Origin of the sequence: Mariniphaga sp. (assembly GCF_041687215.1) — a bacterium.
GTDB lineage: Bacteria > Bacteroidota > Bacteroidia > Bacteroidales > Prolixibacteraceae > Mariniphaga.
In genome coordinates this window covers 1-20,913 of the sequence record NZ_JAWLCI010000027.1, presented here as the reverse complement: position 1 = coordinate 20,913, position 20,913 = coordinate 1, and the positions used below count along the sequence as shown (strand labels likewise).

Annotated in this window: 21 protein-coding genes; 3 read left to right on the top strand and 18 right to left on the bottom strand. The window is 40.1% G+C overall.

Features of this window, described 5'->3' with window-relative positions:
• Window positions 1-58: 58 nt before the first annotated feature.
• The gene (locus ACESMA_RS11025; RefSeq protein WP_372948869.1) at window positions 59-1,906 is read left to right on the top strand and encodes a helix-turn-helix domain-containing protein; all 1,848 of its coding nucleotides are present in this window, start codon (window positions 59-61) and stop codon (window positions 1,904-1,906) included.
• Between the two features lie 255 nt (window positions 1,907-2,161).
• Complete coding sequence (locus ACESMA_RS11020) at window positions 2,162-2,887, top strand: energy transducer TonB (RefSeq protein WP_372948868.1); 726 nt, start codon at window positions 2,162-2,164, stop codon at window positions 2,885-2,887.
• A gap of 102 nt (window positions 2,888-2,989) precedes the next feature.
• On the opposite strand, the gene ACESMA_RS11015 is transcribed toward ACESMA_RS11020, so the two are convergent.
• From ACESMA_RS11015 to ACESMA_RS10930, 18 genes are all read right to left on the bottom strand, one after another.
• Entirely contained in the window at window positions 2,990-3,574 is a 585-nt protein-coding gene (locus tag ACESMA_RS11015; RefSeq protein WP_372948867.1) for a superoxide dismutase, read from the bottom strand.
• Window positions 3,575-3,746: 172 nt separating this feature from the next.
• Window positions 3,747-4,790, bottom strand: a complete 1,044-nt coding sequence (locus tag ACESMA_RS11010; protein ID WP_372948866.1) for a hypothetical protein — start codon at window positions 4,788-4,790, stop codon at window positions 3,747-3,749.
• Window positions 4,774-5,361 carry a hypothetical protein gene (locus tag ACESMA_RS11005; RefSeq protein ID WP_372948865.1) on the bottom strand — a complete coding sequence of 196 codons (588 nt, stop codon included), beginning with the start codon at window positions 5,359-5,361 and terminating at the stop codon, window positions 4,774-4,776. Before ACESMA_RS11005 ends, ACESMA_RS11010 begins: the two co-directional genes overlap by 17 nt.
• Before the next feature lie 2 nt (window positions 5,362-5,363).
• Window positions 5,364-5,918 (bottom strand): RNA polymerase sigma factor, encoded by a 555-nt coding sequence (locus ACESMA_RS11000; RefSeq protein ID WP_372948864.1) that lies wholly within the window; start codon window positions 5,916-5,918, stop codon window positions 5,364-5,366.
• A gap of 58 nt (window positions 5,919-5,976) precedes the next feature.
• On the bottom strand, window positions 5,977-6,660 hold the full coding sequence (locus ACESMA_RS10995; protein ID WP_372948863.1) for a tRNA/rRNA methyltransferase: 684 nt from the start codon (window positions 6,658-6,660) through the stop codon (window positions 5,977-5,979).
• A 69-nt stretch (window positions 6,661-6,729) separates the two neighbouring features.
• Window positions 6,730-7,437: a hypothetical protein gene (locus tag ACESMA_RS10990; protein WP_372948862.1), complete on the bottom strand. Its 708-nt coding sequence runs from the start codon at window positions 7,435-7,437 to the stop codon at window positions 6,730-6,732.
• Between the two features lie 113 nt (window positions 7,438-7,550).
• On the bottom strand, window positions 7,551-8,123 hold the full coding sequence (gene rsxA / locus ACESMA_RS10985; protein WP_372948861.1) for an electron transport complex subunit RsxA: 573 nt from the start codon (window positions 8,121-8,123) through the stop codon (window positions 7,551-7,553).
• Between the two features lie 11 nt (window positions 8,124-8,134).
• Window positions 8,135-8,719 carry an electron transport complex subunit RsxE gene (rsxE, locus tag ACESMA_RS10980; protein WP_372948860.1) on the bottom strand — a complete coding sequence of 195 codons (585 nt, stop codon included), beginning with the start codon at window positions 8,717-8,719 and terminating at the stop codon, window positions 8,135-8,137.
• On the bottom strand, window positions 8,716-9,327 hold the full coding sequence (locus tag ACESMA_RS10975; protein WP_372948859.1) for an RnfABCDGE type electron transport complex subunit G: 612 nt from the start codon (window positions 9,325-9,327) through the stop codon (window positions 8,716-8,718). The genes rsxE and ACESMA_RS10975 overlap by 4 nt, the downstream gene beginning before the upstream one ends.
• Window positions 9,328-9,329: 2 nt before the next feature.
• Window positions 9,330-10,310: an RnfABCDGE type electron transport complex subunit D gene (locus tag ACESMA_RS10970; RefSeq protein ID WP_372948858.1), complete on the bottom strand. Its 981-nt coding sequence runs from the start codon at window positions 10,308-10,310 to the stop codon at window positions 9,330-9,332.
• Window positions 10,311-10,376: 66 nt separating this feature from the next.
• A complete protein-coding gene (gene rsxC / locus ACESMA_RS10965) occupies window positions 10,377-11,708 on the bottom strand; it encodes an electron transport complex subunit RsxC (protein ID WP_372948857.1) in 1,332 nt (443 codons plus the stop codon).
• 6 nt (window positions 11,709-11,714) lie between these two features.
• The gene (locus ACESMA_RS10960; RefSeq protein WP_372948856.1) at window positions 11,715-12,581 is read right to left on the bottom strand and encodes a Fe-S cluster domain-containing protein; all 867 of its coding nucleotides are present in this window, start codon (window positions 12,579-12,581) and stop codon (window positions 11,715-11,717) included.
• A 6-nt stretch (window positions 12,582-12,587) separates the two neighbouring features.
• A complete protein-coding gene (locus ACESMA_RS10955; protein WP_372948855.1) occupies window positions 12,588-13,004 on the bottom strand; it encodes a SoxR reducing system RseC family protein in 417 nt (138 codons plus the stop codon).
• A 103-nt stretch (window positions 13,005-13,107) separates the two neighbouring features.
• Complete coding sequence (locus ACESMA_RS10950; RefSeq protein WP_372948854.1) at window positions 13,108-15,018, bottom strand: monovalent cation:proton antiporter-2 (CPA2) family protein; 1,911 nt, start codon at window positions 15,016-15,018, stop codon at window positions 13,108-13,110.
• Between the two features lies 1 nt (window position 15,019).
• Complete coding sequence (locus ACESMA_RS10945; protein WP_372948853.1) at window positions 15,020-15,604, bottom strand: NAD(P)H-dependent oxidoreductase; 585 nt, start codon at window positions 15,602-15,604, stop codon at window positions 15,020-15,022.
• Window positions 15,605-16,241: 637 nt separating this feature from the next.
• Complete coding sequence (gene lnt / locus ACESMA_RS10940) at window positions 16,242-17,837, bottom strand: apolipoprotein N-acyltransferase (protein ID WP_372948852.1); 1,596 nt, start codon at window positions 17,835-17,837, stop codon at window positions 16,242-16,244.
• A gap of 1 nt (window position 17,838) precedes the next feature.
• On the bottom strand, window positions 17,839-18,723 hold the full coding sequence (locus ACESMA_RS10935; RefSeq protein WP_372948851.1) for a bifunctional metallophosphatase/5'-nucleotidase: 885 nt from the start codon (window positions 18,721-18,723) through the stop codon (window positions 17,839-17,841).
• A 19-nt stretch (window positions 18,724-18,742) separates the two neighbouring features.
• On the bottom strand, window positions 18,743-19,402 hold the full coding sequence (locus tag ACESMA_RS10930; protein WP_372948850.1) for a 5'-nucleotidase C-terminal domain-containing protein: 660 nt from the start codon (window positions 19,400-19,402) through the stop codon (window positions 18,743-18,745).
• Between the two features lie 186 nt (window positions 19,403-19,588).
• Between ACESMA_RS10930 and ACESMA_RS10925 the strand changes: the two genes are divergently transcribed.
• Complete coding sequence (locus tag ACESMA_RS10925; protein ID WP_372948849.1) at window positions 19,589-20,617, top strand: N-acetylmuramoyl-L-alanine amidase; 1,029 nt, start codon at window positions 19,589-19,591, stop codon at window positions 20,615-20,617.
• Window positions 20,618-20,913: the final 296 nt, after the last annotated feature.

Genomic DNA, 20,913 nt, shown 5'->3' with positions numbered 1-20,913 from the left:
ATAATCTAAAAAAAATATCCTTGCCAACATCAGCGATGAAAATTTTGGTGTTAAAGAATTGGCAAAAGCTGCAGGGATGAATTATTTTCAATTGAACCGTAAATTACATTCCAATTTAAATAAAAACACAAGCCAGTATATTCGCGAAATACGGCTGGAAAGAGCAAAAGAGATACTCGAAAAGGAAGAGATTACCGCTGCCGAGGTTGCGTACAAAACCGGATTTGGCAGTCCGGCTTATTTTAGCAGGTGTTTTCATGAGTATTTTGGTTATCCGCCGGGAGAGACAAAAAGCAGGAAGAACATTGATTCAGAATTAAAAAACGAATTCAACAAACATAGTGTTGAAGCGGAAAATCCTGTACAAAAAAAACCAGCCCGGAAAATAGTCGTTTATGCTGCCGGTGGCATTCTATTTTTATTAATGGTTTACCTTTTATTCAATAACCTTTCGTTTCAAAATTTCAGTTTACTTCCCGCAAAACAGTTAACAAGTGAAGAAAAATCAATTGCAGTTCTTCCTTTTAAAAATCTCAGCAATGACCCAAATAATCAGTATTTTGCCGATGGAGTGATGGAAGATATTATGAATCATCTTTATCAGATCGGGGAAATCAGGCTGATTTCAAGGACTTCGGTTGAGCAATTCAGGAGAAATACAAATTCAACACCTGAAATTGCCAAAAAGCTTGGCGTTAATTTTATCCTTGAAGGAAGTGTGCTGCAATATGAGGGAAAGGTCAGAGTAATGGTCAAACTCATTGATGCCAGGCTCGACAAGTATATTCTTACCGAACAGTATGACAGGGATTTTGAAGATATTTTTAATATCCAAAGTGATATTGCCAAACTGGTGGCGTCACAATTACAAACGGTTCTATCAAATAAAGAAATTGAACGGATTGAAAAAATACCAACAAGAAATATGGAAGCCTATTCAAACTATTCAAAAGGCCGCTATTTACTTAACTTACGCCGGGAGGGTGATATTAAAATCATCGTGGATTGTTTTGAAAAGGCCATCGCTGCTGACCCTCATTTTGCTGAAGCATACGCGAATCTGGCTGAAACTTACTGGTTATATACAAATTGGAGATTTTACCCCAGACCTGAAGGATTTATTAAAGCAGAGGAATTTGCCTTAAAAGCACTTCAACTCGACAGTAACCTGGCAGAAACACATACCATAATGGGCTGCCTCCTTTGCACAGATTATAAATGGGAGGAAGCCAGAAAAGAGTTTGAGCATGCAATTCGGTTAAATCCTAACAGTGCAACAGCCAGGCAGTATTATTCTGATTTTCTGGAAATCATCAATCAAAGGCAAGAAGCAAGGGCTCAGATTGAAATTGCTAAAAACTTAAATCCTGTATCCCCCATGGCATATTACAGAAGTGCAAATCTCTATCTTCATGAAGAAAAATATAAAGATGCACTGGATGAATGTGATAAAGTTGTTGAACTTGACCCACGGAATACTTCGATTTATTGGCGATATTTTAATATTTATTTACAAATGGGTGACGAACCGAAAGCTGTTGAAGCCCTTCAAAAAGCTCATAGTCTGTATCCTGAAGATGAAAGTTATGTACCGTTAATAAAGGAAGTTTACAACAAGGATGGCATGAAAGGAGTACTTCAATTCGAAATTGAACTGAACTTAAAAGATCCTGTAAATGTATCCCAGGGAATAGCCATAAATTATATGAGACTTGGAGAAAAAGAAAAGGCTTTGGATTATCTTGAAATGACATATAAATTGCGCTATCTCCATTTACCATCAAACATGTATTCTCCAGTTTTTAAAAACCTGATAAACGAACCCCGGTTTCAGGCATTGCTCGATAGTATGAATTTAATACCTTACCAGGCAACAGAGATTAACTCAATTGTTTTAAAGAAATAATCAATCGTTTCAATCTAAAACTTTTAAGGTGAAATTAGCCTGATTAAAAAGGCATGATCCATTGCACAACTCCCAAATGTCAAAATAGTTCAATCCTGATCAATATTGTACAACAAACACAAGGATTTTAAAACTCTTTGCAAAAATATTACTATGTGTCAGGCTGCAATTTGCCCGAACTTTACTTCAGATAATGAAAGTCAAAAAAAATTACCAGAGAGTCTGAAGAAAGTAATAATCTTAAAAATTAAAACAATGAAAACAATTTCAATTTTTGCGTTACTCATGCTGGCAGCAGTTTTCGCATATGGTCAAAAACAAAAAATTGACGAAGTTAAAGTAACTCCGCCAAAATTCACAGGAGTTGCAAATGCATTTTCCACATCGAAAGATGGCCATTTCGAATCAATCAATGATTATCTGGCAAAGAACATTCAATATCCCGAAGAAGATGTAAAAAGCTTTAAACAGGGCACTGAAGTTGTTCAGTTTATTGTTTCACCAACCGGTGAATTAACTGATTTTACCATTGTAAATGGCGTTTCACAACAAATCAATGAAGAAGTAATCAGAGTTTTGCAAACCACAAATGGAATGTGGTTTCCGGGTTACAATAACGGTAATCCGGTTGCCATGGAAAAAGAGGTTTCTGTTGTATTTAAAATTGAAGGATTCCGGTTTTCTACTGATTTTAAAACGCTGGCAACAAATTACTTTTCAAAAGGTAGCGAACTGTTTCTAGAAAAGCAAAACCCTAAAAAAGCGCTGAAATATTATGACAAGGGTATTGTGCTGTTACCCAACGACAAAGGTCTTTTGTTGATGAGAGGATTTGCCAGGTATGAAACAGGAAATAAGGAAGGCGCAACTCGCGACTGGCAAAGAATAACCACTCTGGGTCATAGCTTCAACAGTGAATATCTTGGTAATTTAGCTGGTCTAAATGGTTTCGAAGAATTTGCAAATGTTTTATCCAAATAATAATCAGCTGAAAATATATCAGACCAGAAGGTATCTTATCATTTGCGAATTAATTGAAAATAAAAAGCCCTGATTAAAGGGCTTTATACTGCTAAGGTACTATTAACTGTTTGCAAACCGCTCCGAAACAACTTTCCATTCAATAACTTTCCAGAAATCTTCGATGTATTTTGGCCGGGCGTTTTGCTTGTCAAGGTAATAGGCATGCTCCCACACATCGCATGTGAGTAGCGGCGTTTTGCCATCACGTAGTGGATTGCCGGCATTACTGGTTTGCACAATTTCCAACTCGCCGTTTTCATTTTTCACCAGCCATGCCCAGCCCGACCCAAACAAGGTAGCAGCAGCTTTCGAAAATTCTTCCTTAAACGCTTCCACCGAGCCCCATTTGGCTTCCAGCGCAGCTTTCATTTCGTCTTTGGGCTCGTGGCAGCCAATCGGGTTAAACTGATAGAAGTAAAATGTGTGGTTCCAAACCTGAGCACCGTTGTTGAAAATACCTCCTTCGGCTTTTTTTACAATATCCTCAAGCGAAGCATTTTCAAACTCGGTTCCCGGAACCAGATTATTCAGGTTGTTCACATACGCCTGATGATGTTTTCCATGGTGAAACTCCAGCGTTTTTTCGCTGATAAACGGTTCCAGCGCATTTTTCCCGTAGGGTAATTTTGGTAATTCAAATGCCATAATCGTTCAATTTAAAGGTGAATAACTGATGTTGATTTTTGTTTAAAGTTAAGAAATTTCGTCCAAACAGACATATGCCGGAGCATTTGTTTGAAGTGCCATTTTAAAAAGAAAAACCTCTGCAAACTTTATTCACAGAGGCTTTTCAAAGGAAAAATAATTTTTCAGTACATCAATCGAGTCTGATTTGACCATAGCGACTTTCGACAAATACAGTTCCTCCGCTCCCATTGCCAACTTTACCCTTCACTTTCCGAAACTGGTTTTCACTGATGCGGTCTCCGGAAAAACTGGATTCCGGGTATGAAATTCCGCAATAATTGCAACTGGCATCGAGTGAGTAACTGGCGTTTCCTAGCCCAACCGAAATCTGTCCGTAGCTGCTGGTAATTGAAATAAACTCAAAATCGCTGTTAACTTTTCCAACTTTAATTCCTCCATAACCAGCGTCAACTTTCAAACTTTCTGAAAGTTCATCAATCTGAATACGCGTATATTTGGTTTCTGCAGAAAGTGAACCAAGTTCTCCAAAATTAAACGTATCATATTTTGAATCGGCCACCACCGAATTTGCCTGGTCGAGATTAATAACATTGTATTTGGAATTCAAATCCAAATCATTGAGTTGCCCAAAATTAATGGTTGAATACTGCACGGTTACAGAAATATCATTGGCATTTTCAATTCCACCCTTTCCGTAGGCCAGGTTCAAATTCAATTTCCCTGAAGAGGGAGTATTCAACTTATTGGCATTAAAATTTCCATACTGAACATCGAATGTTCCGCTTGCATTCAGTTCGTTTACAAAAACATTTCCGTATTTGTTGGCGATATTCAGATTTTTATCGGACGGAATATTCACCTCGTAGTCGATGCTGAACTGCAGATTCGTTTTAAAATTTCTGCTTAAATGGGTTTCAGCAGTAACGGTATTGCCGGTTTTGCTGAAACTTACGGTAATCTGGTCCAGTAAATCTTCAGCTCTCCGCTCGTTTGCAGATTCTATAGTAATCACCACATCAATAGTGACATTGTTTCCTCCTTTGTGGGTGACTTTTACATCCCCAAATCTATTGTTTATATCGAGTGTTTGCACACTGCTTGCAGGCCACGATTCGTGGTACTCTTTTGTTTTCTCAGCGGCTGTGGCTTTAATTCCGTAAACTGAAGCCACCAGGAGAAACAAAGCTGCAAAAATTCTAACTCTCTGTTTCATAATTTACATTGGTTTTTTGTTTCACTTCTTCTAATTTTTCAACAATCATATTTATTAAACTAAGCTTTGTCTGGTAATATTCCAGCATAGCATTAATTACCCTTTCATCATTCGGATTGGCAGACAAATCGGCCTGAAGATTTTTATACACCGTTTCAAATTCGTTCAGCTCATTATTCATCATTTGCTGTTCATCTTCAGAAATTAAACCTTCGGAAGCCAATTGTTCCCATTGGCTCAAGCCACCGTTAATTGCGCTTGTAAAGTAAAATTCCACTTCTTCGTACTCGGGCGAAAGTGAAGCCAAAGTCATACCTGTTGCCATTTTTTCAACACTTCCGTTTCCCTTTTCAGGCGAAAACCAAATAACAGCCTGGTTGACGATAAGGAAAGCAAAAACCGCTGCAGCAGCTACTTTCCATACCAGATTCAACGAAATAATCTTTTTCTTTTTATCTGAACCTTCCAGTTTTGCCTCAAACCGCTCGAAATGCCCGGCAGGAGGTTCGTCGTTATTCAACTCCTTCAGGTTTTTCAAAATCAGTTCTTCTATGTAATCTTTTTCTTTCATTATCAGTTGTATGAATATATTTCTTTTCCTTTTAACAATTCGCGTAATTTACTTTTTGCCCTTGAAAACTGGGTACGCGACGCCGAGTTGCTGATTCCCAGAATCTCGCTGATTTCATCGTGGTCGTACCCTTCAATCAGGTAAAGGCTGAGGACGGTGCGGTAACCATCGGGTAAACTCCGGATGGCTTGTTTAATCTGTTCCACATTCACTTCGCCAATTTCCTGATTTTCATCGGGAAGCCTCATGGTACGTTGGTTTACTTCCTCAAACTGCACCCGCTTTTTTTTCAGATGATCCAAAGAACGGTTTATCACAATTTTTTTCAGCCATGCGCCAAAACTCACTTCACCCTTGTAGGTGTTTATTTTTCTGAAAGCCTTCAGAAATGCCTCCTGCATAATGTCTTCGGCTTCCGCTTCATCGTTCACAATTCTCAGGCTCACGCAGTACATTGGTTTGTAGTACAATTTGTACAACTGGAACTGTGCTTTTTGATTCCCCTCCATGCACAAGTCGATGAGTTCCTGATGAATATTTTGATACTGCTTTTCCAATTTATTTCAGTTCTGGTTCAATGACGACAAGAAATTACGAATGTTGCACCGGAATCAGTTATTTTTTGTTTTGGAGCAACTTATTGCAAAAAGAATGGAGCAAATGAATATCTCCTTCCTCCAGGAAACTGGTTCGTTCCAGAAAACGGGGGAAAATGGCGGAATCTTCTTTAAATCCTGTTTCCAAAAGAATGGTGTGAATTTTTTGAAGAAGCGAGCGCAGACTTTCTTTATTTTCATTCTCTTCTTTCGGAATTTCTGAACCAAGCATTTTAGACAATTCCCAGGCATAGAGCATAATGGCCTGGGCAAGATTTAATGACGGGAAAGTAGTTTTCATGGGAATGGTGGTCACCAGATCGCACAATTTCAGTTCATCGTTTCGCAAGCCATATTCCTCGCGACCAAAAACAATGGCCACATTATTTACTGAAACTCCTTTCGAAATTAAAAAAGAAGAAAGTTTGGGTAGCGGATAGTAATCGAATTTTACGCTGCGTTTTTTTGCTGAAGTGCCAATAACAAAATCGAAACCAACTAGAGCTTCTTTTAAAGACGGGAAAACCTCTGCCTTTTCTATAATTTCGCCTGAACCGTGTGCCAGCCAGCGTGCCGGGTCGCTCAGGTAATCGCACGGCTTTACCAAAACGAGCTGCGAAAATCCCATTGTTTTTAGGGCACGTGCAGCAGCACCCACGTTTTCAGGAACAGCGGGTTCAATCAGTATGAATGAAATTTGCATGGCATTTCAGATTCAATGATTGTTTTTAATTTGCCGGTAAATCAAGCAAATATTCAATTTCAATCTGAATTAAAGTGAATTGTAAAACTGAACCAACTCTTTTAACAATTCCTGATCATTTGGTTTTACTTTGTTCTTTTTGATAAAACCTGATATTTCATCTTTATGATCAGGAAAAACCTCTTCCAAATCTTTCTTTTTAGCCATCAGCATAGCAGGTTCCTTTCCCACCCTGATGTAATATTCATCGGGACGTTTTAAAAACCGCGCGGGCACTGCATCCTGGTAGGCAGCCGGTTCTTTGGCATTTTCGAAAATAAGCTGTGGTTTCGAGTATAAAGTAGCATTACCTTTTTCTTCAATGATAAAAAATCCCCGCTTTATTTTTTTTGCGTTGGTAAAGGGAGCATACTCAAAAGTATATTCGCCATATTGTACCATTTCAATGGTTTCGGGGGCGGCCAATGCCTGAACAGGATTTTCACCCAATTGAAATTCAATTTGATCGTTGTAAATATTGTAGCGCAACGGAACACCAACAAATTGGGTTTTTGAAGTGGTAAACACCGAACCTTCAATAAACTCATCGTTTAAAAAAGGCGATCCGTTGATGTTAGCTTCGGTAAGAAATTTTGAAATGTCTCCACTATGCCTTCGGTTAAAATCGAGCAACTCAACTGCCTTTTTAATTTCGTAAGCTGAATGGAAAGTCATTTGAGCCATTGCACCCGTATATCCTAAAAAAGTAATTCCCAGAAAAACCAACAACTGTTTCATTTTTTTTTGTTTTAATTTCAGGATAAAATTGGCAATTAAAACAGAAAAAAACAAACAGCCACAAACATTTAACCTTTTGTGATTTGGCAAAATGAAAGCATACTATTTTTGTTTTATACCAAGCCAGAAAATCCCATAAAAGCCATGGCCAGAATACCGGCAGTGATTAATGCAATGGGAGTACCTTTTAATCCTTTGGGAACGCTTTGTAAATCGAGGTGTTCACGAATTCCGGCAAAAAGCAGCAAGGCTAAACCGAAACCAATAGCATTAGCTACGGCATAAATCACACCTTCCACCAAATTAAATTCTTTTTGAATGGTAAGAATGGCCACACCCAAAATAGCACAGTTGGTGGTAATAAGTGGAAGAAAAATACCCAGCGCCTGGTACAATGCCGGACTCACTTTTTTCAAAATAATTTCTACGAGCTGCACCAGTGAGGCAATAACCAGAATAAAGGCGATGGTTTGCAAAAATGCCAGTCCGAAAGCGTCGAGGATATACACCTGAATGAGATACGTTACAATGGTGGCTAAAACCATTACAAAAGCAACTGCTCCCGCCATCCCGACTGCAGTTGAAAGCCGTTTGGAAACACCCAAAAACGGGCAGATTCCCAGAAACTGCATTAAAACAATATTATTAACGAGTATGGCTCCGATTACAATAACCAGGTAATTCATAATTTATCCTCCTAATCTTTTTTAATACGATTGATAATGGCAATGAGGTAGCCCAGCACAATAAATGCGCCCGGTGCCAGCACAAACAAAAGGGTTACATAATTTTCAGAATAGATGGTGATGTCGAAAAGCTTTCCGCTGCCCAGCAACTCCCGTATTCCACCCAACAAAACCAGGGCGAATGTAAATCCCAGTCCAATACCCAGGCCATCAATAGCGGAAGTAACCAGATTGTTTTTTGAAGCAAAAGCTTCTGCCCGGCCAAGCACAATACAGTTTACCACAATAAGGGGTATGAATAGCCCCAGACTTTTATACAACTCAGGCACATAAGCCTGCATAACCAACTGAACCACTGTTACAAATGCAGCAATTATCACAATAAAACTGGGAATTCGAACTTTATCGGGAATCTGGCTTTTGATAAGCGAAACCACAATGTTCGACATCAGCAAAACAAAAGTAGTTGCCAGTCCCATGCCCAGCCCGTTTATGGCCGAAGAGGTTACCCCAAGCGTGGGGCACATTCCCAGCAGCAACACAAATACCGGGTTTTCTTTTATAAATCCTTTCGAAAAATTTTTCCACTGATTCATAAGCTTGTTTTTTTAGTCTCCAACTGCTGGTTTGTATTGTTATAAGCTTCAAAAGCCCTTGTTAAGGCATCGAGAAAAGCGCGTGAAGTGATGGTAGATGCTGTTATGGCATCAATATCGCCGCCATCTTTTGTTACCTCAAATTGATGGGTTTCCGGGTTTTTCCCAATAATGTTCTGAGTTGGTTTCTCTGCATTACGAAACCATTCATTCATTTTTGAACCCAAACCGGGGGTTTCGGCATGTTCGAGCACTTCGTAACCAAACAGGTTTCCAGTATTGTCTATCCCCGCCATAACCGAAATAAAACCGCTGAATCCATTGTTGGTAAATGTTTTTATTGCTACACCAACCAGTTCACCTGCTTTATAGGCCGGAAAAATCTCCAGGCTATCGTCCGTAGCAGGAAGCGCAACTTTTATTGATTCTCCCAGTTCATCAAATTCAGGAAGCACTTTTTCAATGGCTTCACTTTGTGCCTTCATTTTAGCTTCTTCGATGGCATCTTTGGTCAAATCATATACAAAACCCAATACAACAGCGACAATAAATGTCACCACAAAAAGGGTTAATACCATATTTATAAATGTCGATTCGCGTTTTGCCATAACTATTTCCCTCCAAAACGTTTAGGTTTAACATAGGTATTAATGAGCGGCGTAAACGCATTCATTATCAGAATGGCAAACGAAATACCTTCGGGGTAAGCACCAAACAACCTGATGCTTATTGTAATAACTCCGATTCCCACACCGTAAATTATTTGTCCTTTGGGTGTCATTGGAGAAGAAACCATGTCGGTGGCCATAAAAATAGCACCGAGCATTAACCCTCCGGTGAGCAAATGATAAACAGGATTTATATAACTCTGCGGATCGGCCAGCCAGAAAATGGCGGCAACAGCCCCAACACTGGCAATTATTGAAACCGGAATATGCCAGGTAATTACTTTTTTGAAAAGCATATAGAGTCCGCCCAGAATTAAAAACAGGGCAGATATTTCGCCCAGCGAACCTCCGATGTTACCCAGCAGCATGTCGCTTGTTGCAGGCAATTCAGGCAAAAGCTGGGAAACGGGAGTACCGTTGGTGAGCCCTTCCTTAATTACTCCAAGCGGGGTGGCAGAAGTAACTGTATCCACATCGCTCTGCCGGGTTGCCGGCCAGGAAGTCATTTGAACGGGGAAAGAAATGAGCAGAAAAACCCTTCCGACCAGGGCCGGGTTAAAAATGTTGCTACCAAGTCCTCCGAACGAAAGTTTTCCAATTCCAATGGCTGCCAAGGAACCAATTACAATAATCCACCAGGGAATGCCCGCCGGAACGTTGAATGCCAGCAGAATTCCTGTTACCAAAGCAGAACCGTCTGTAATTGTGGGAGTTGCCTTCATTAGATACTTCTGAATGAGGTATTCAAAGGCGAGGCAGGCTGCCACTGCAATCAGGGTAACGCGCAGTGCGTCAATCCCAAAAACAAAAACCGACCACAATAACGCCGGAATCATGGCGTAAACAACCCGGTACATAATTTTCCGGGTCGAATCGTCGGAATGGACGTGTGGTGATGGTGAAACCGTTAGTAAATTACTCATTATCAGTTTAAAGTTTCGCGTTTATAGTTTAAAGCAATAGTATTTACTTCTTTAAACAGTTTTTTATTATTTTTTTCGTGAACGTATAATTTGACCCACTTTCCCCTTCCCGAAACGAATATAATCGAGCAACGGCCGGTTCGACGGGCACGTGTAACTGCACGAACCACACTCAACACAATCCATAATTTTATCCTCCTCTGCGCGGTCAAATATTTGTTTTTCCGAAAGTGTCATTAACAGGTATGGTTCCAGGCCCATCGGACAAACCGAAACACAGCGCGAACAGCGAATGCAGGCAATATATTCAGTTCTTTTCGATTCTTCTTTTTTCATAAGAAGAATTCCTGAGGTACCTTTAGTTACCGGCACATCGAGTGACGCAATGGCGCGTCCCATCATTGGGCCGCCGCTAATTACCTTACCTGTATTTTCAGTCAAACCGCCAGCGGCTTCCACCAAAGCAGAAGTGGGCGTTCCGATGCGTACCAAAAAGTTTGAAGGTTTTTTAACCTCTTTTCCTGTTATGGTAACCACCCGTTCAAAAAGCGGTTTGTTTTTCTGAATAGCTTCGTAAACAGCAAAAGCAGTTCCCACATTGCTCACCACAGCACCAACAGCAATGGGAAGCCCCCCGGAGGGAACCTCGCTACCAGTAACCGCTTTTATCAGTTGTTTTTCACCTCCCTGCGGGTACTTTACTTTTAGAGCAGTTACACTGATTCCTTTGTATTCTTTTGATTTCTCCGTAAGCTTTTGAATAGCGTCGGGTTTGTTGTTTTCAATTCCGATAACTGCTTTTACCACATTCAAAGCTTTCATCAGAAGTTGTGTTCCCACCAGAATTTCGTCGGTTTTTTCCAGCATCAGACGGTGGTCTGAAGTCAGGTAGGGTTCACACTCCACACCGTTAATTAAAAGCACATCGGCTTTCATTCCTTTGGGTGGAACCAGTTTTACGTGAGTTGGAAATGTAGCACCTCCCAATCCCACAATGCCAGCCTCCTGGATCTTTTTGACAATCTCTTCACCGCTCAAGCCGAAATCTTTTTTCAATTCTTCAGAACGGTCAATTTCTTCTATCCATTCATCGCCAACCACATCAATAAAAATCCCTTGTTTTGGATAGCCGGAGCTATCGGCCTGAAAATCCACTTTTTTCACCTTCCCTGAAACGGATGAATGAATATTGGTGGACACAAAACTGCTGCTTTTGGCAATAACCTGACCCACTTTTACAGAGTCGCCACGGTTAACAACCGGAGTGGCAGGTGCGCCAATATGCTGTGCAACCGGTATAAAAACCGAGGCTGGGAGAGGCAAAACTTCGATGGGTTTGCCTGCTGATAGTTTGTTTTCGGGTGGATGAACTCCCCCTTTTTTGAACGTTTTTAGCATTCCTGTTTATTTAGCAGTACTACACTCTTCTTTTTCTTCAACCTTAATTTTCCGGGGAGGAAAATTCTCTTCGATGATGGCATTTGTGGGGCAAACCGGTACGCATTTCCGGCACAACTTACATTTGTCTGAATCGATAAATGCCAGGTTGTTTTCAATGGTTATGGCATCGAATTTACATTCTTTTTCACATTTTCCGCAACCAATACAGGCAACCGAACATGCTTTTCGTGCTACACCACCTTTATCCGTGTTCCGGCAGGCCACAACCACTTTGCGGTCTTTGGGGAATTTTTTGCGCAATTCAATCAGATCTTTCGGGCAGGCTTCCACACAAGCGCCGCATGCCACACACATATCATCAATAATTTTGGGAACACCCAAATCGGCACGTAATTCTATAGCATCAAAATCGCAGGAATCGTAGCAATCGCCATAACCCAAACATCCCCACTGGCAATCGGTTTCGCCACTGTAAACCGATGCGGCAATTGCACAGGTAGTTGCGCCGTCGTAAATATTTGTTTTTGGCCGGTGGTCGCAAGTTCCGTTACAACGGATAAAAGCCACACGGGCATCTTTTTTCACTGCCTCAAGTCCCAGGATTTCTGCCACCTTATTCATGGTATCATTCCCTCCAACCGGGCAGTTTAAATCGTTTAAATCTTTTGCTTTAACACAGGCTTCGGCAAATGCACGGCAGCCGGCATAACCGCAACCACCGCAATTGGCAGCAGGCAAATTCTGCTCCACCTCATCAATGCGCGGATCTTCATAAACCTTAAACTTTCGGGCAACAAAATAAAGAATAACCGCTGCAGATGTCCCGATAACACTCAGCGTGGCAACTGTATATATAACGGTGATACTCATAATTGATTAAATTTCTTCCAGTTCGAATTTGAAAACTTTTTTTAAATAATGACGAAAAAAATATAATGTTATATAATATGGAATCAGAATACCCAATGCCGATAAACCTGCCAAGGCTTCGTTACCAGTGGCTTCAAAAATCAGGATTAAAATAAACATTACAAGAATGAAAGGCAGAATATATCCGTAAAACAAGGCTTTGAAACCTGCTGATTCACGAAATAAAACAGTTACTTCCTGTCCCGGAGAATATTTTGAGTTCCAATAAGGAATTTCAATTTCTTTTTCCTGAAAGTCGGCAACAGAACAAGCTCCGTTTGCATGGCATGATGAGCATGCAGACTGGTTTACAATGCTAACAGTGAGAGAGTTGTTAGCAACACTCTTTACAAATCCTTTATGTTTTATTATAGAACCCGCCACAATTTTTGCTATTTACAGGTTGCAAATTTAGACTTTTATTTAAACTCCGATATGACAAAAAAACAGTTTTATTGATATTTATTCAATTTAGAAATGTTCTAATTTATTTCTGTTCGTTTGATTTTAAGGAAGCTTCTGCTTCTTCTCTTATTGATTCCACATCCCAGGCACAGTCGGCTTCATGAATGGAAAAACTTTTTTCGGCAATTAAGGTTTCAGAAAGCTGCTCAGAAAAACGGCGGGTTTCCTGAATAAAACGGGAATGGTCCTCCAGCCAGTGTTCATATAATTCCATGAAGACCTCCTCTTCGTGATGTTTGAAAAAACGCGCAGAACGGTAGGCTTCATAACGTGCAAAACCTAAATGTTCAAGCGCTTTGGTTCCCAGTTCAAGGCCAGAGTTGAACATTTCCCGCTGAACTGTTTTTACATTCAGTTTAATAAATTCAAAAGCATGGTAAATATCTTTGGCACGTGCCAGAATTTTGACTTCAGGATATTTGTTTCTCACATATTTAGATACTTCCAGGGCATTATCGTATTCTGCCATACTTAAAATCAGCAGTCGGGCATTGGCTATCCCGGCATTTTCAAGCACCTGCGACCGGGTTACATCTCCGTAATACAATTTAAATCCGAACTTCCGTAAAATTTCCACATTGGCCGGATTACTGTCGATAATGGTAACTTTGAACCCATTGGCCAAAAGTAACCGCCCAACTGCAAGCCCAAACCGCCCAAAACCTGCAAGAATAATAGGTTTATCCTGCGCCTCTACCTCATCGTATTCGAGTTTGTTTTGCCAGCGTGCTAAAATCGGGCTTACTGCTTTATCGTTAAACAGCAAAAGCAGTGGCGACAAAGCCATGGAAAGTGTAACCACCAATAAAAGTAATCCTCCGGTTTTTTCTTCGAAAAGCTGGCTTTGCCTTGAAAATGAAATTAAAACAAAAGCAAATTCGCTGGATTGGGCGAGCAAAAAAGCAAACAGAAATTCGTACCCCTTTTTTAATTTGAAAAACCTGCCAAGCAAAAGCAACACCAAGAATTTCAAAAAAACCAAAAGCAAAACATAACCTATAATTCGAAAGGGATCTTCAATAAACAGCAAAAAATTTATGCTGGCCCCCACAGAAATAAAAAACAATCCTAATAGCAACCCTTTAAACGGGTCGATGGTGGCTTCCAGTTCATGCCGGTATTCACTGTCGGCCAAAACCACTCCGGCAATAAAAGTACCCAAAGCGGGAGATAATCCGATGGCATCCATGGCCAAAGCAATGCCTATAACCAGTAAAAGAGCCATGGCAGTAAAAACCTCGTGCAGATTCGTTTCGGCAATAAACCGAAAAATGTGTTTGGAAACAAACCTTCCCAACAGAATAATAGCTGCAATTGCTGCAATAATAACCAGCAACTGTGCCCAACCCGGAAGCGCTGCCACTCCGGTAAGTTTATCCAGTTGCGTATCTGCAAGGTTTCCTGCGGCATTAAAAGTTGCAAGTACCGGAATAATGGCCAGAATTGGCACCACCATAATATCCTGAAAAAGTAAAACCGCAAAAGCAGATTTCCCGGCGGTGTTTCGGATTAGCCCTTTTTCGGTAAGGGTTTGCAAAACAATTGCTGTTGAGGAAAGCGCCAGAATAAGGCCAATACCAACGGCACGGTTTAATTGAAAGCCAAAAGCCAGGGCGACTGCTCCAATAACTATCGAGGTAATTAAAACCTGTAATCCGCCGAGCCCAAAAATTGACTTTCTCATTTTCCATAACAAGGAAGGTTCCAGTTCCAACCCAATAACAAACAGCATTAAAACCACGCCGAATTCGGCAAAGTGCATAACATCACTGGCTTCCTGACCTACCAACCCAAGCACAAACGGACCAATTATAATTCCGGCAAGCAAATAGCCCAACACAGAAACCATTCCCAGTTTTTTTGCCAGCGGCACCGAAACCACTGCTGCCAAAAGGTATATTAACGCCTGAAAGAAAAAATCCTGGTTGTACATATTATTCAATTAAATCGTTAAAATACGCTGCCTGCCTCATTTTCTGATTAAATTCTCCATTCCTAAGCATTAAGAGTACTTTCTTGTAATTTTCTGCAAATGTTGATATTTCATCATTATGAATTGTATGTGCACCATGAACTACGAATGGGGGCAAATATTCCATCCGGCAAAGGTTAGCCGATTGTTTAAAAGGAACCAAAAATTCATTTATGGTATAATGATTACGCCCCTCCTTGCTGTAAACTTCCTTTCGCCCACCTGTAGTAATTACCGAAAGTACCGATTTTCCATCCAGCATCAGTCCTTTATCGCCATAAGCCCAACCGTGTTCCAAAACAAGATCCATCCATTCTATTAGCAATGCCGGAGCACTATACCAGTAAAACGGATGATGCCAAATAATAATATCATGGTTAAGAAGAAGGTGCTGTTCCCTTTTTACATCTATAAAAAAATCAGGATAATTCTCATACAAATCATTTACTGTTACATGGTCCATTTCTTTAGCCACATTAATAAGTTGCCGGTTTATACGCGACTTTTGAATGGCAGGATGTGCAAATTCTATAAGTATTCTGTTCATTTACCTAAAAAGCTAAGTTGTGTTTTATTATAAATGACCGAATAACTTTCCTCACCGGAACTTTCATTTCAATCATCCAAGACGTTTTAAAAATAACAAATTTCAGGGGAAATTCAGATTCATTGGTATTTGTTTGCGATTAAACCCCGGATTAAAGAATTATTCCAAAGGAAAACTACACGCTGTTGTAATTAATTTAGGGGTTAAAAATTAAACAAATAAAAATTTAATGACTGAAATCCAACAAGTTGTAATTGAATTCAATTCAGAAGATCTGCAAAATTTAACCGTAATATATCTTTCAGAAATATACCGAATTAAACAAATCATTTCCAGCGTTTTACTTTTAAATCGAATCTAAACTGGTTAAAAAATTTGCAAATGCCAACCTTTAAACTTAAATTTGAGCTGTACAATACGAGTTCATTGAAAAGAAAAAGATACTATCCGCATCGATTCAGCAGTTGGTAAACTCAACAGAACTTATTAAACCGAGTTAGCTCAACGGTTGCAAAAACAGGCCTCGTAGTCCCGAGAAATCGGGATGAGTCGCAAGACCAGTGGACGTTTGACCGACCGGGCGCTCAAATCCTGTTAATCAGGGGTTTTACGCAAACGGAATTGGTGCGGATTTTTTTTATTCTTTTATGAACCGTTTCACTATAAGAAACAGCAAAATAAGTACTGCCATAAACATGGCCACACGGGCAATAAAATCGCCATACTTCACATAAAAAGTAATCTCATCATTCAAATTTACTGAGCCCTCAATAGCAGCTTCCTCCCACCATGCGGTTGGTTGTGAAACATCTCCCCGCTGATTAATAAAACAAGAAATTCCTGTATTGGCCGAACGTGCCACACTCCGACGTGTTTCAATGGCACGTAACCGCGAAAATGACAAATGCTGTTTGTAACCGGGTGTATTTCGCCACCAGCCGTCGTTGGTAATTACAACAATCAGTCCGGCTCCTTTATTCACAAAACGGGTAAGGTATTCACCAAAAACCGATTCGTAACATATTACAGGTGCAATTTTCACATTGTTTTTCAGAATAAAATTTGAAGGTTCTTCCTGAATACCCAAACTGCCAGTGGTTCCTCCCAGGTCAATCACAAAATCTTTTAAAAATCCCATGTATTTTCTGAATGGCATTTTTTCAACTCCCGGAACCAGAATTGATTTATGATACACATCGCCCGTACCATTTCGGTTTAAAAAAACGGCAGAATTATAAACATCATAGTAAACTCCATTTGAATGGCGAGAAGTTAACGAGGCACTTTCGGCATCGGGATAAATTTTGGAAGACGACGTACCAAAAATTAATTCTGCATTGGGATGGTTCCACATCCAATCGGTAAGCTGCCGGAAATGATAGTTGGATTCCAACCTGTTTACATTCCAGTCTGGATAACGCTCAAAAACGGTTTCCGGACCAATTACCAAATCGGTATTTTCTCTGATTTTTGAATCAGCCAGTCGGGTGAATTTTTGAAGTTTTCTGTTCTCAGCCTGCACGTCATAAGCTTCGTTGTACGGGTCGATATTGGGCTGAACAATAACCACATGCAACGGATTTTCTTTTTCCTGGTATGAACTATAAACCGATCTGGAAAATAACCACGGGCCCAATAAAACCAAAAGGAAACCACCGGTTGAATACAATATTTTTCGCCGGGGAACAGTATTTCGAACATTCACATAAATATTGAATAAAATTATATTCAAAGCCAGCACCCAAACCGTTCCTCCCAGTGTTCCGGTATATTCATACCACTGAATCATTTTTACATTGTTGGCAAAACCGTTTCCAAGGTTTAGCCACGGCCATTCAATATCCCAGTGAAAATGAAAATATTCGAATGAAATCCAGAAAACGGCTAGTGCCAAATAGCCCAGATTTGTCCTGAAGTATCTTCTGGCGGTGTGACCCAGCCACCAAACCAATGACATTAGAAACGCGTTGGCAACAATAGCCATTAAAGCACCTGCAACGGTAGCGTAGGCAATCCACCAGGTTGTAATGCCATTCCATATCAAAAAAGCCAAAAAAGCATGTCCCCAGAAAGACACTCCCCGAAATTCAGTTTTTTTCGAAATAAAAAAGTTTTCTAACAACAAAAGGGGGAAAAAGGCGATAAAAAGTAACCACCCCGGTAGTCCGAGCCAGGCAAGGCTTAAAAGCACACCTGTTGAACCAGCTAAAATATAACGGGAAAATCGTGACATATTACCAAATATTTTGGGCCAATACAGTTTCCTTTCTTTTCCGGGCCCTTTCAAAAACAAAATCAATTTGCCCCATCATTAATCCACCCCACCAGGCAATATTCACAATAACCGGGTTTCCTTGTTTATTTTTAAGGGTAAGAGGTTCTTCCAAATAAGTATGCGTATGTCCGCCAATTATTAAATCAGTAAATGAAGTTTCCGCAGCAATAATGGTGTCACTTACTTTTGGCTCCCTGTACCTTAACCCAAGATGTGACAAGCAAATCACCAAATCGCATTTTTTTTCATTTTTCAGGAAATTTTCCATCTCAACGGCAACTTCCAACGGATTGTTATAAACGGTATTACCATATTGCTTTTTGCCCACCAATCCGGCAAGCTCCACTCCCAAACCATAAACACCGATTTTAATTCCTGACTTGCGAAATATTTTCCAACGAGGAAATTTTCCTGCAAGAATGGTATCAGAAAAATCGTAATTGGAATTGATAATAGGGAATTTCGCATGGGGTAATGGTTCCAGCAATCCTTCCAGGCCATTGTCAAACTCGTGGTTTCCAATGGTTCCTGCATCGTATCCGGCTGCTGACATTAATTTCAGAATCAGTTCGCCTTTAAAATAGTTGAAATACGGCGTCCCCTGAAACATGTCGCCAGCATCGAGCAATAAAGTGTTTGGATTTATTTGCCTGATATTTTTCGTCAGGCCCGAAATCCTTGCCAGACCGCCTTTTCCAGCATAACGCGGGTCTGTTCCTTCAAACGGTTCAATATGCGAGTGAATATCGTTGGTATGCAGTATGGTAATGGTAACAAAATCGTCGGCTGAAAACGACTGAAAAGGCAGGGTTCCCAATGCAATTCCTGCAGTTCCTGTGCTCAAATTTTTAAGAAAATATCTTCTATTCATACGAAATCCTCCCATCTGGTTTTGACGAAATTTTCTGGCCTTTTTCCAACTTTTTTTCCAAATGAACCATAATCACATCGCGGATTTTAATATTGCCTGCCACGAAATTTTTTCGCTTTGTGAAAATTTCCAGTCCATCGCCACCTTCGGCAACATAGTCGTTCGTAACCAGCCAGTAATGTTCTTTGTCACTTAATGACTTTCCCGCAACTTCCACATTCTCTGCATTATTCTCTGAAATCTTAAAGCGAACCCCGCCCACACTGTCGCCTCCTTTTTCGGCAATAATATTTAAAAATTCCTGAACCTGTGTTCCTGAAAGTTCCAAAAAAACCAATTCATTTTCAAACGGCATCAGTTCGAAAATTTTCCCTATTGTAATTTCTCCTTCAGGCAGAAAAGTTCTAATTCCCCCGTAATTGTAATAGGAAATGGCAGGTTGAAAATTCTTCCCCATTTCTGTGGCAATTTTTTTTCCTTCAACTAAAAGTAAATCGGCCAAAAAATTAGTTAGGCTACTTTCCGGCCTGTTTTTTACCATTTCTTCGGCCGAAACCGCAATAACACGAGACATGTCTTTTTCGAGAATATTCTTATAGGGAAGATAAAGCGAAACAAGCTCGCTGTCAAGTTGTGTAATTGAATCGGACACAGGCAAATTCCTGTTTTCTGTTGTTGATATAACATACTGGGTTTTACAGTTCAAGAACAGAAAAAACCAAGTTATCAACAATATATAGCTGAAAGATCGTTGCATTATGGAAAGATTTTATAAAAAGTAACTGCTATTTTAGCCTCAAGTTTGTTGTACATCGATGAAACAGATAAAAAAAGAAATATGTTTGGTTCAAAACTACATATAATAAAATATACCGTAATTTTTTTAACATTTTTTTTAACAGGTCTTATCAATTCCTTTTCATTACATGCACAGCCAAACGAAGTGGTGGCTGAAAAAGGGGAAGGAATTTACCGGTTACTTACCCGAAACGGTTTGCCCGTTTCACAATATTTGGAAGTTTTTGTTGAACTGAATAAAGACAGGCTTGGACCAGGAAATTCACTTTACGCCGGGAGGAAATACAAACTTCCTGACAAAACAGCAGAAACTCCTTCCAAATCAACTGGAACCACGCGCCGTTTTGAGATTTTTGGTGAAAAATATGCCGATGTTGAAATTATTGACGAGCAACTGAAAGGTGCTGTTTACCATCTGGTTGCCGGCCATGGCGGGCCTGATCCGGGAGCTGTGGGAAGATATGGGGAATGGCAATTGTGTGAAGATGAGTACGCCTATGATGTAACGCTCAGGCTGGCTAGAAATCTGATTCAGCACGGCGCAACGGTTTACATGATTACCCGCGATAATAATGACGGAGTGCGCGATGATAGCTACCTGAAACCCGATAAGGATGAATTATGCTACCCAAACCTTAAAATTCCGTTAAACCAAACCCGCAGATTACGACAACGCACTGATGCAGTGAATACTTTATATCAAAAACATCGCGGAAATTTTCAACGCATGGTTGCTATTCATGTTGACTCGCGCAGCCACGGTGAAAATATTGATGTGTTTTTTTACCACGATAAACGTAGCAAAACCGGAAAAGATGCAGCCCATATTCTGAAGAACACCTTCCAGCGAAAATATGACCTGCACCAGCCCGGAAGAGGCTATAAGGGAACGGTTTCCGACAGAAATTTATACGTAGTTAGAAATACATATCCGGTAGCCATTTATATTGAGTTGGGAAACATCAACCACCGGCGCGACCAGCAAAGATTTATCATTCCAAGCAACCGGCAAGCTCTGGCAAACTGGTTATTTGAAGGATTAATGGAGGACTTTAAAACAAACAAATAATATCCGTTTGGTAATAAACTTCTTGTTTTCAGTTTGTTTCAATTTTGCTTGTCGTGAGAGAAAAAATCAGAAATAAAATTTAAAAAAATTTTGGAAAGTTTAATATTAGTTTTACATTTGTAAGGCAATACGTCCTGTATTGCTTGTGTGTTTGGGGGTTAACATTAATAAAGGGTGGCTGTTGAGCCGCCCTTTTCTTGGCTCAGTTTAAAAAGTTGTGGAGTAAGATAAAAAAACGAACTTTGAATTTTTTATTTTACAAATCTGATGGCACAATCAAACGATCATTATCAAGC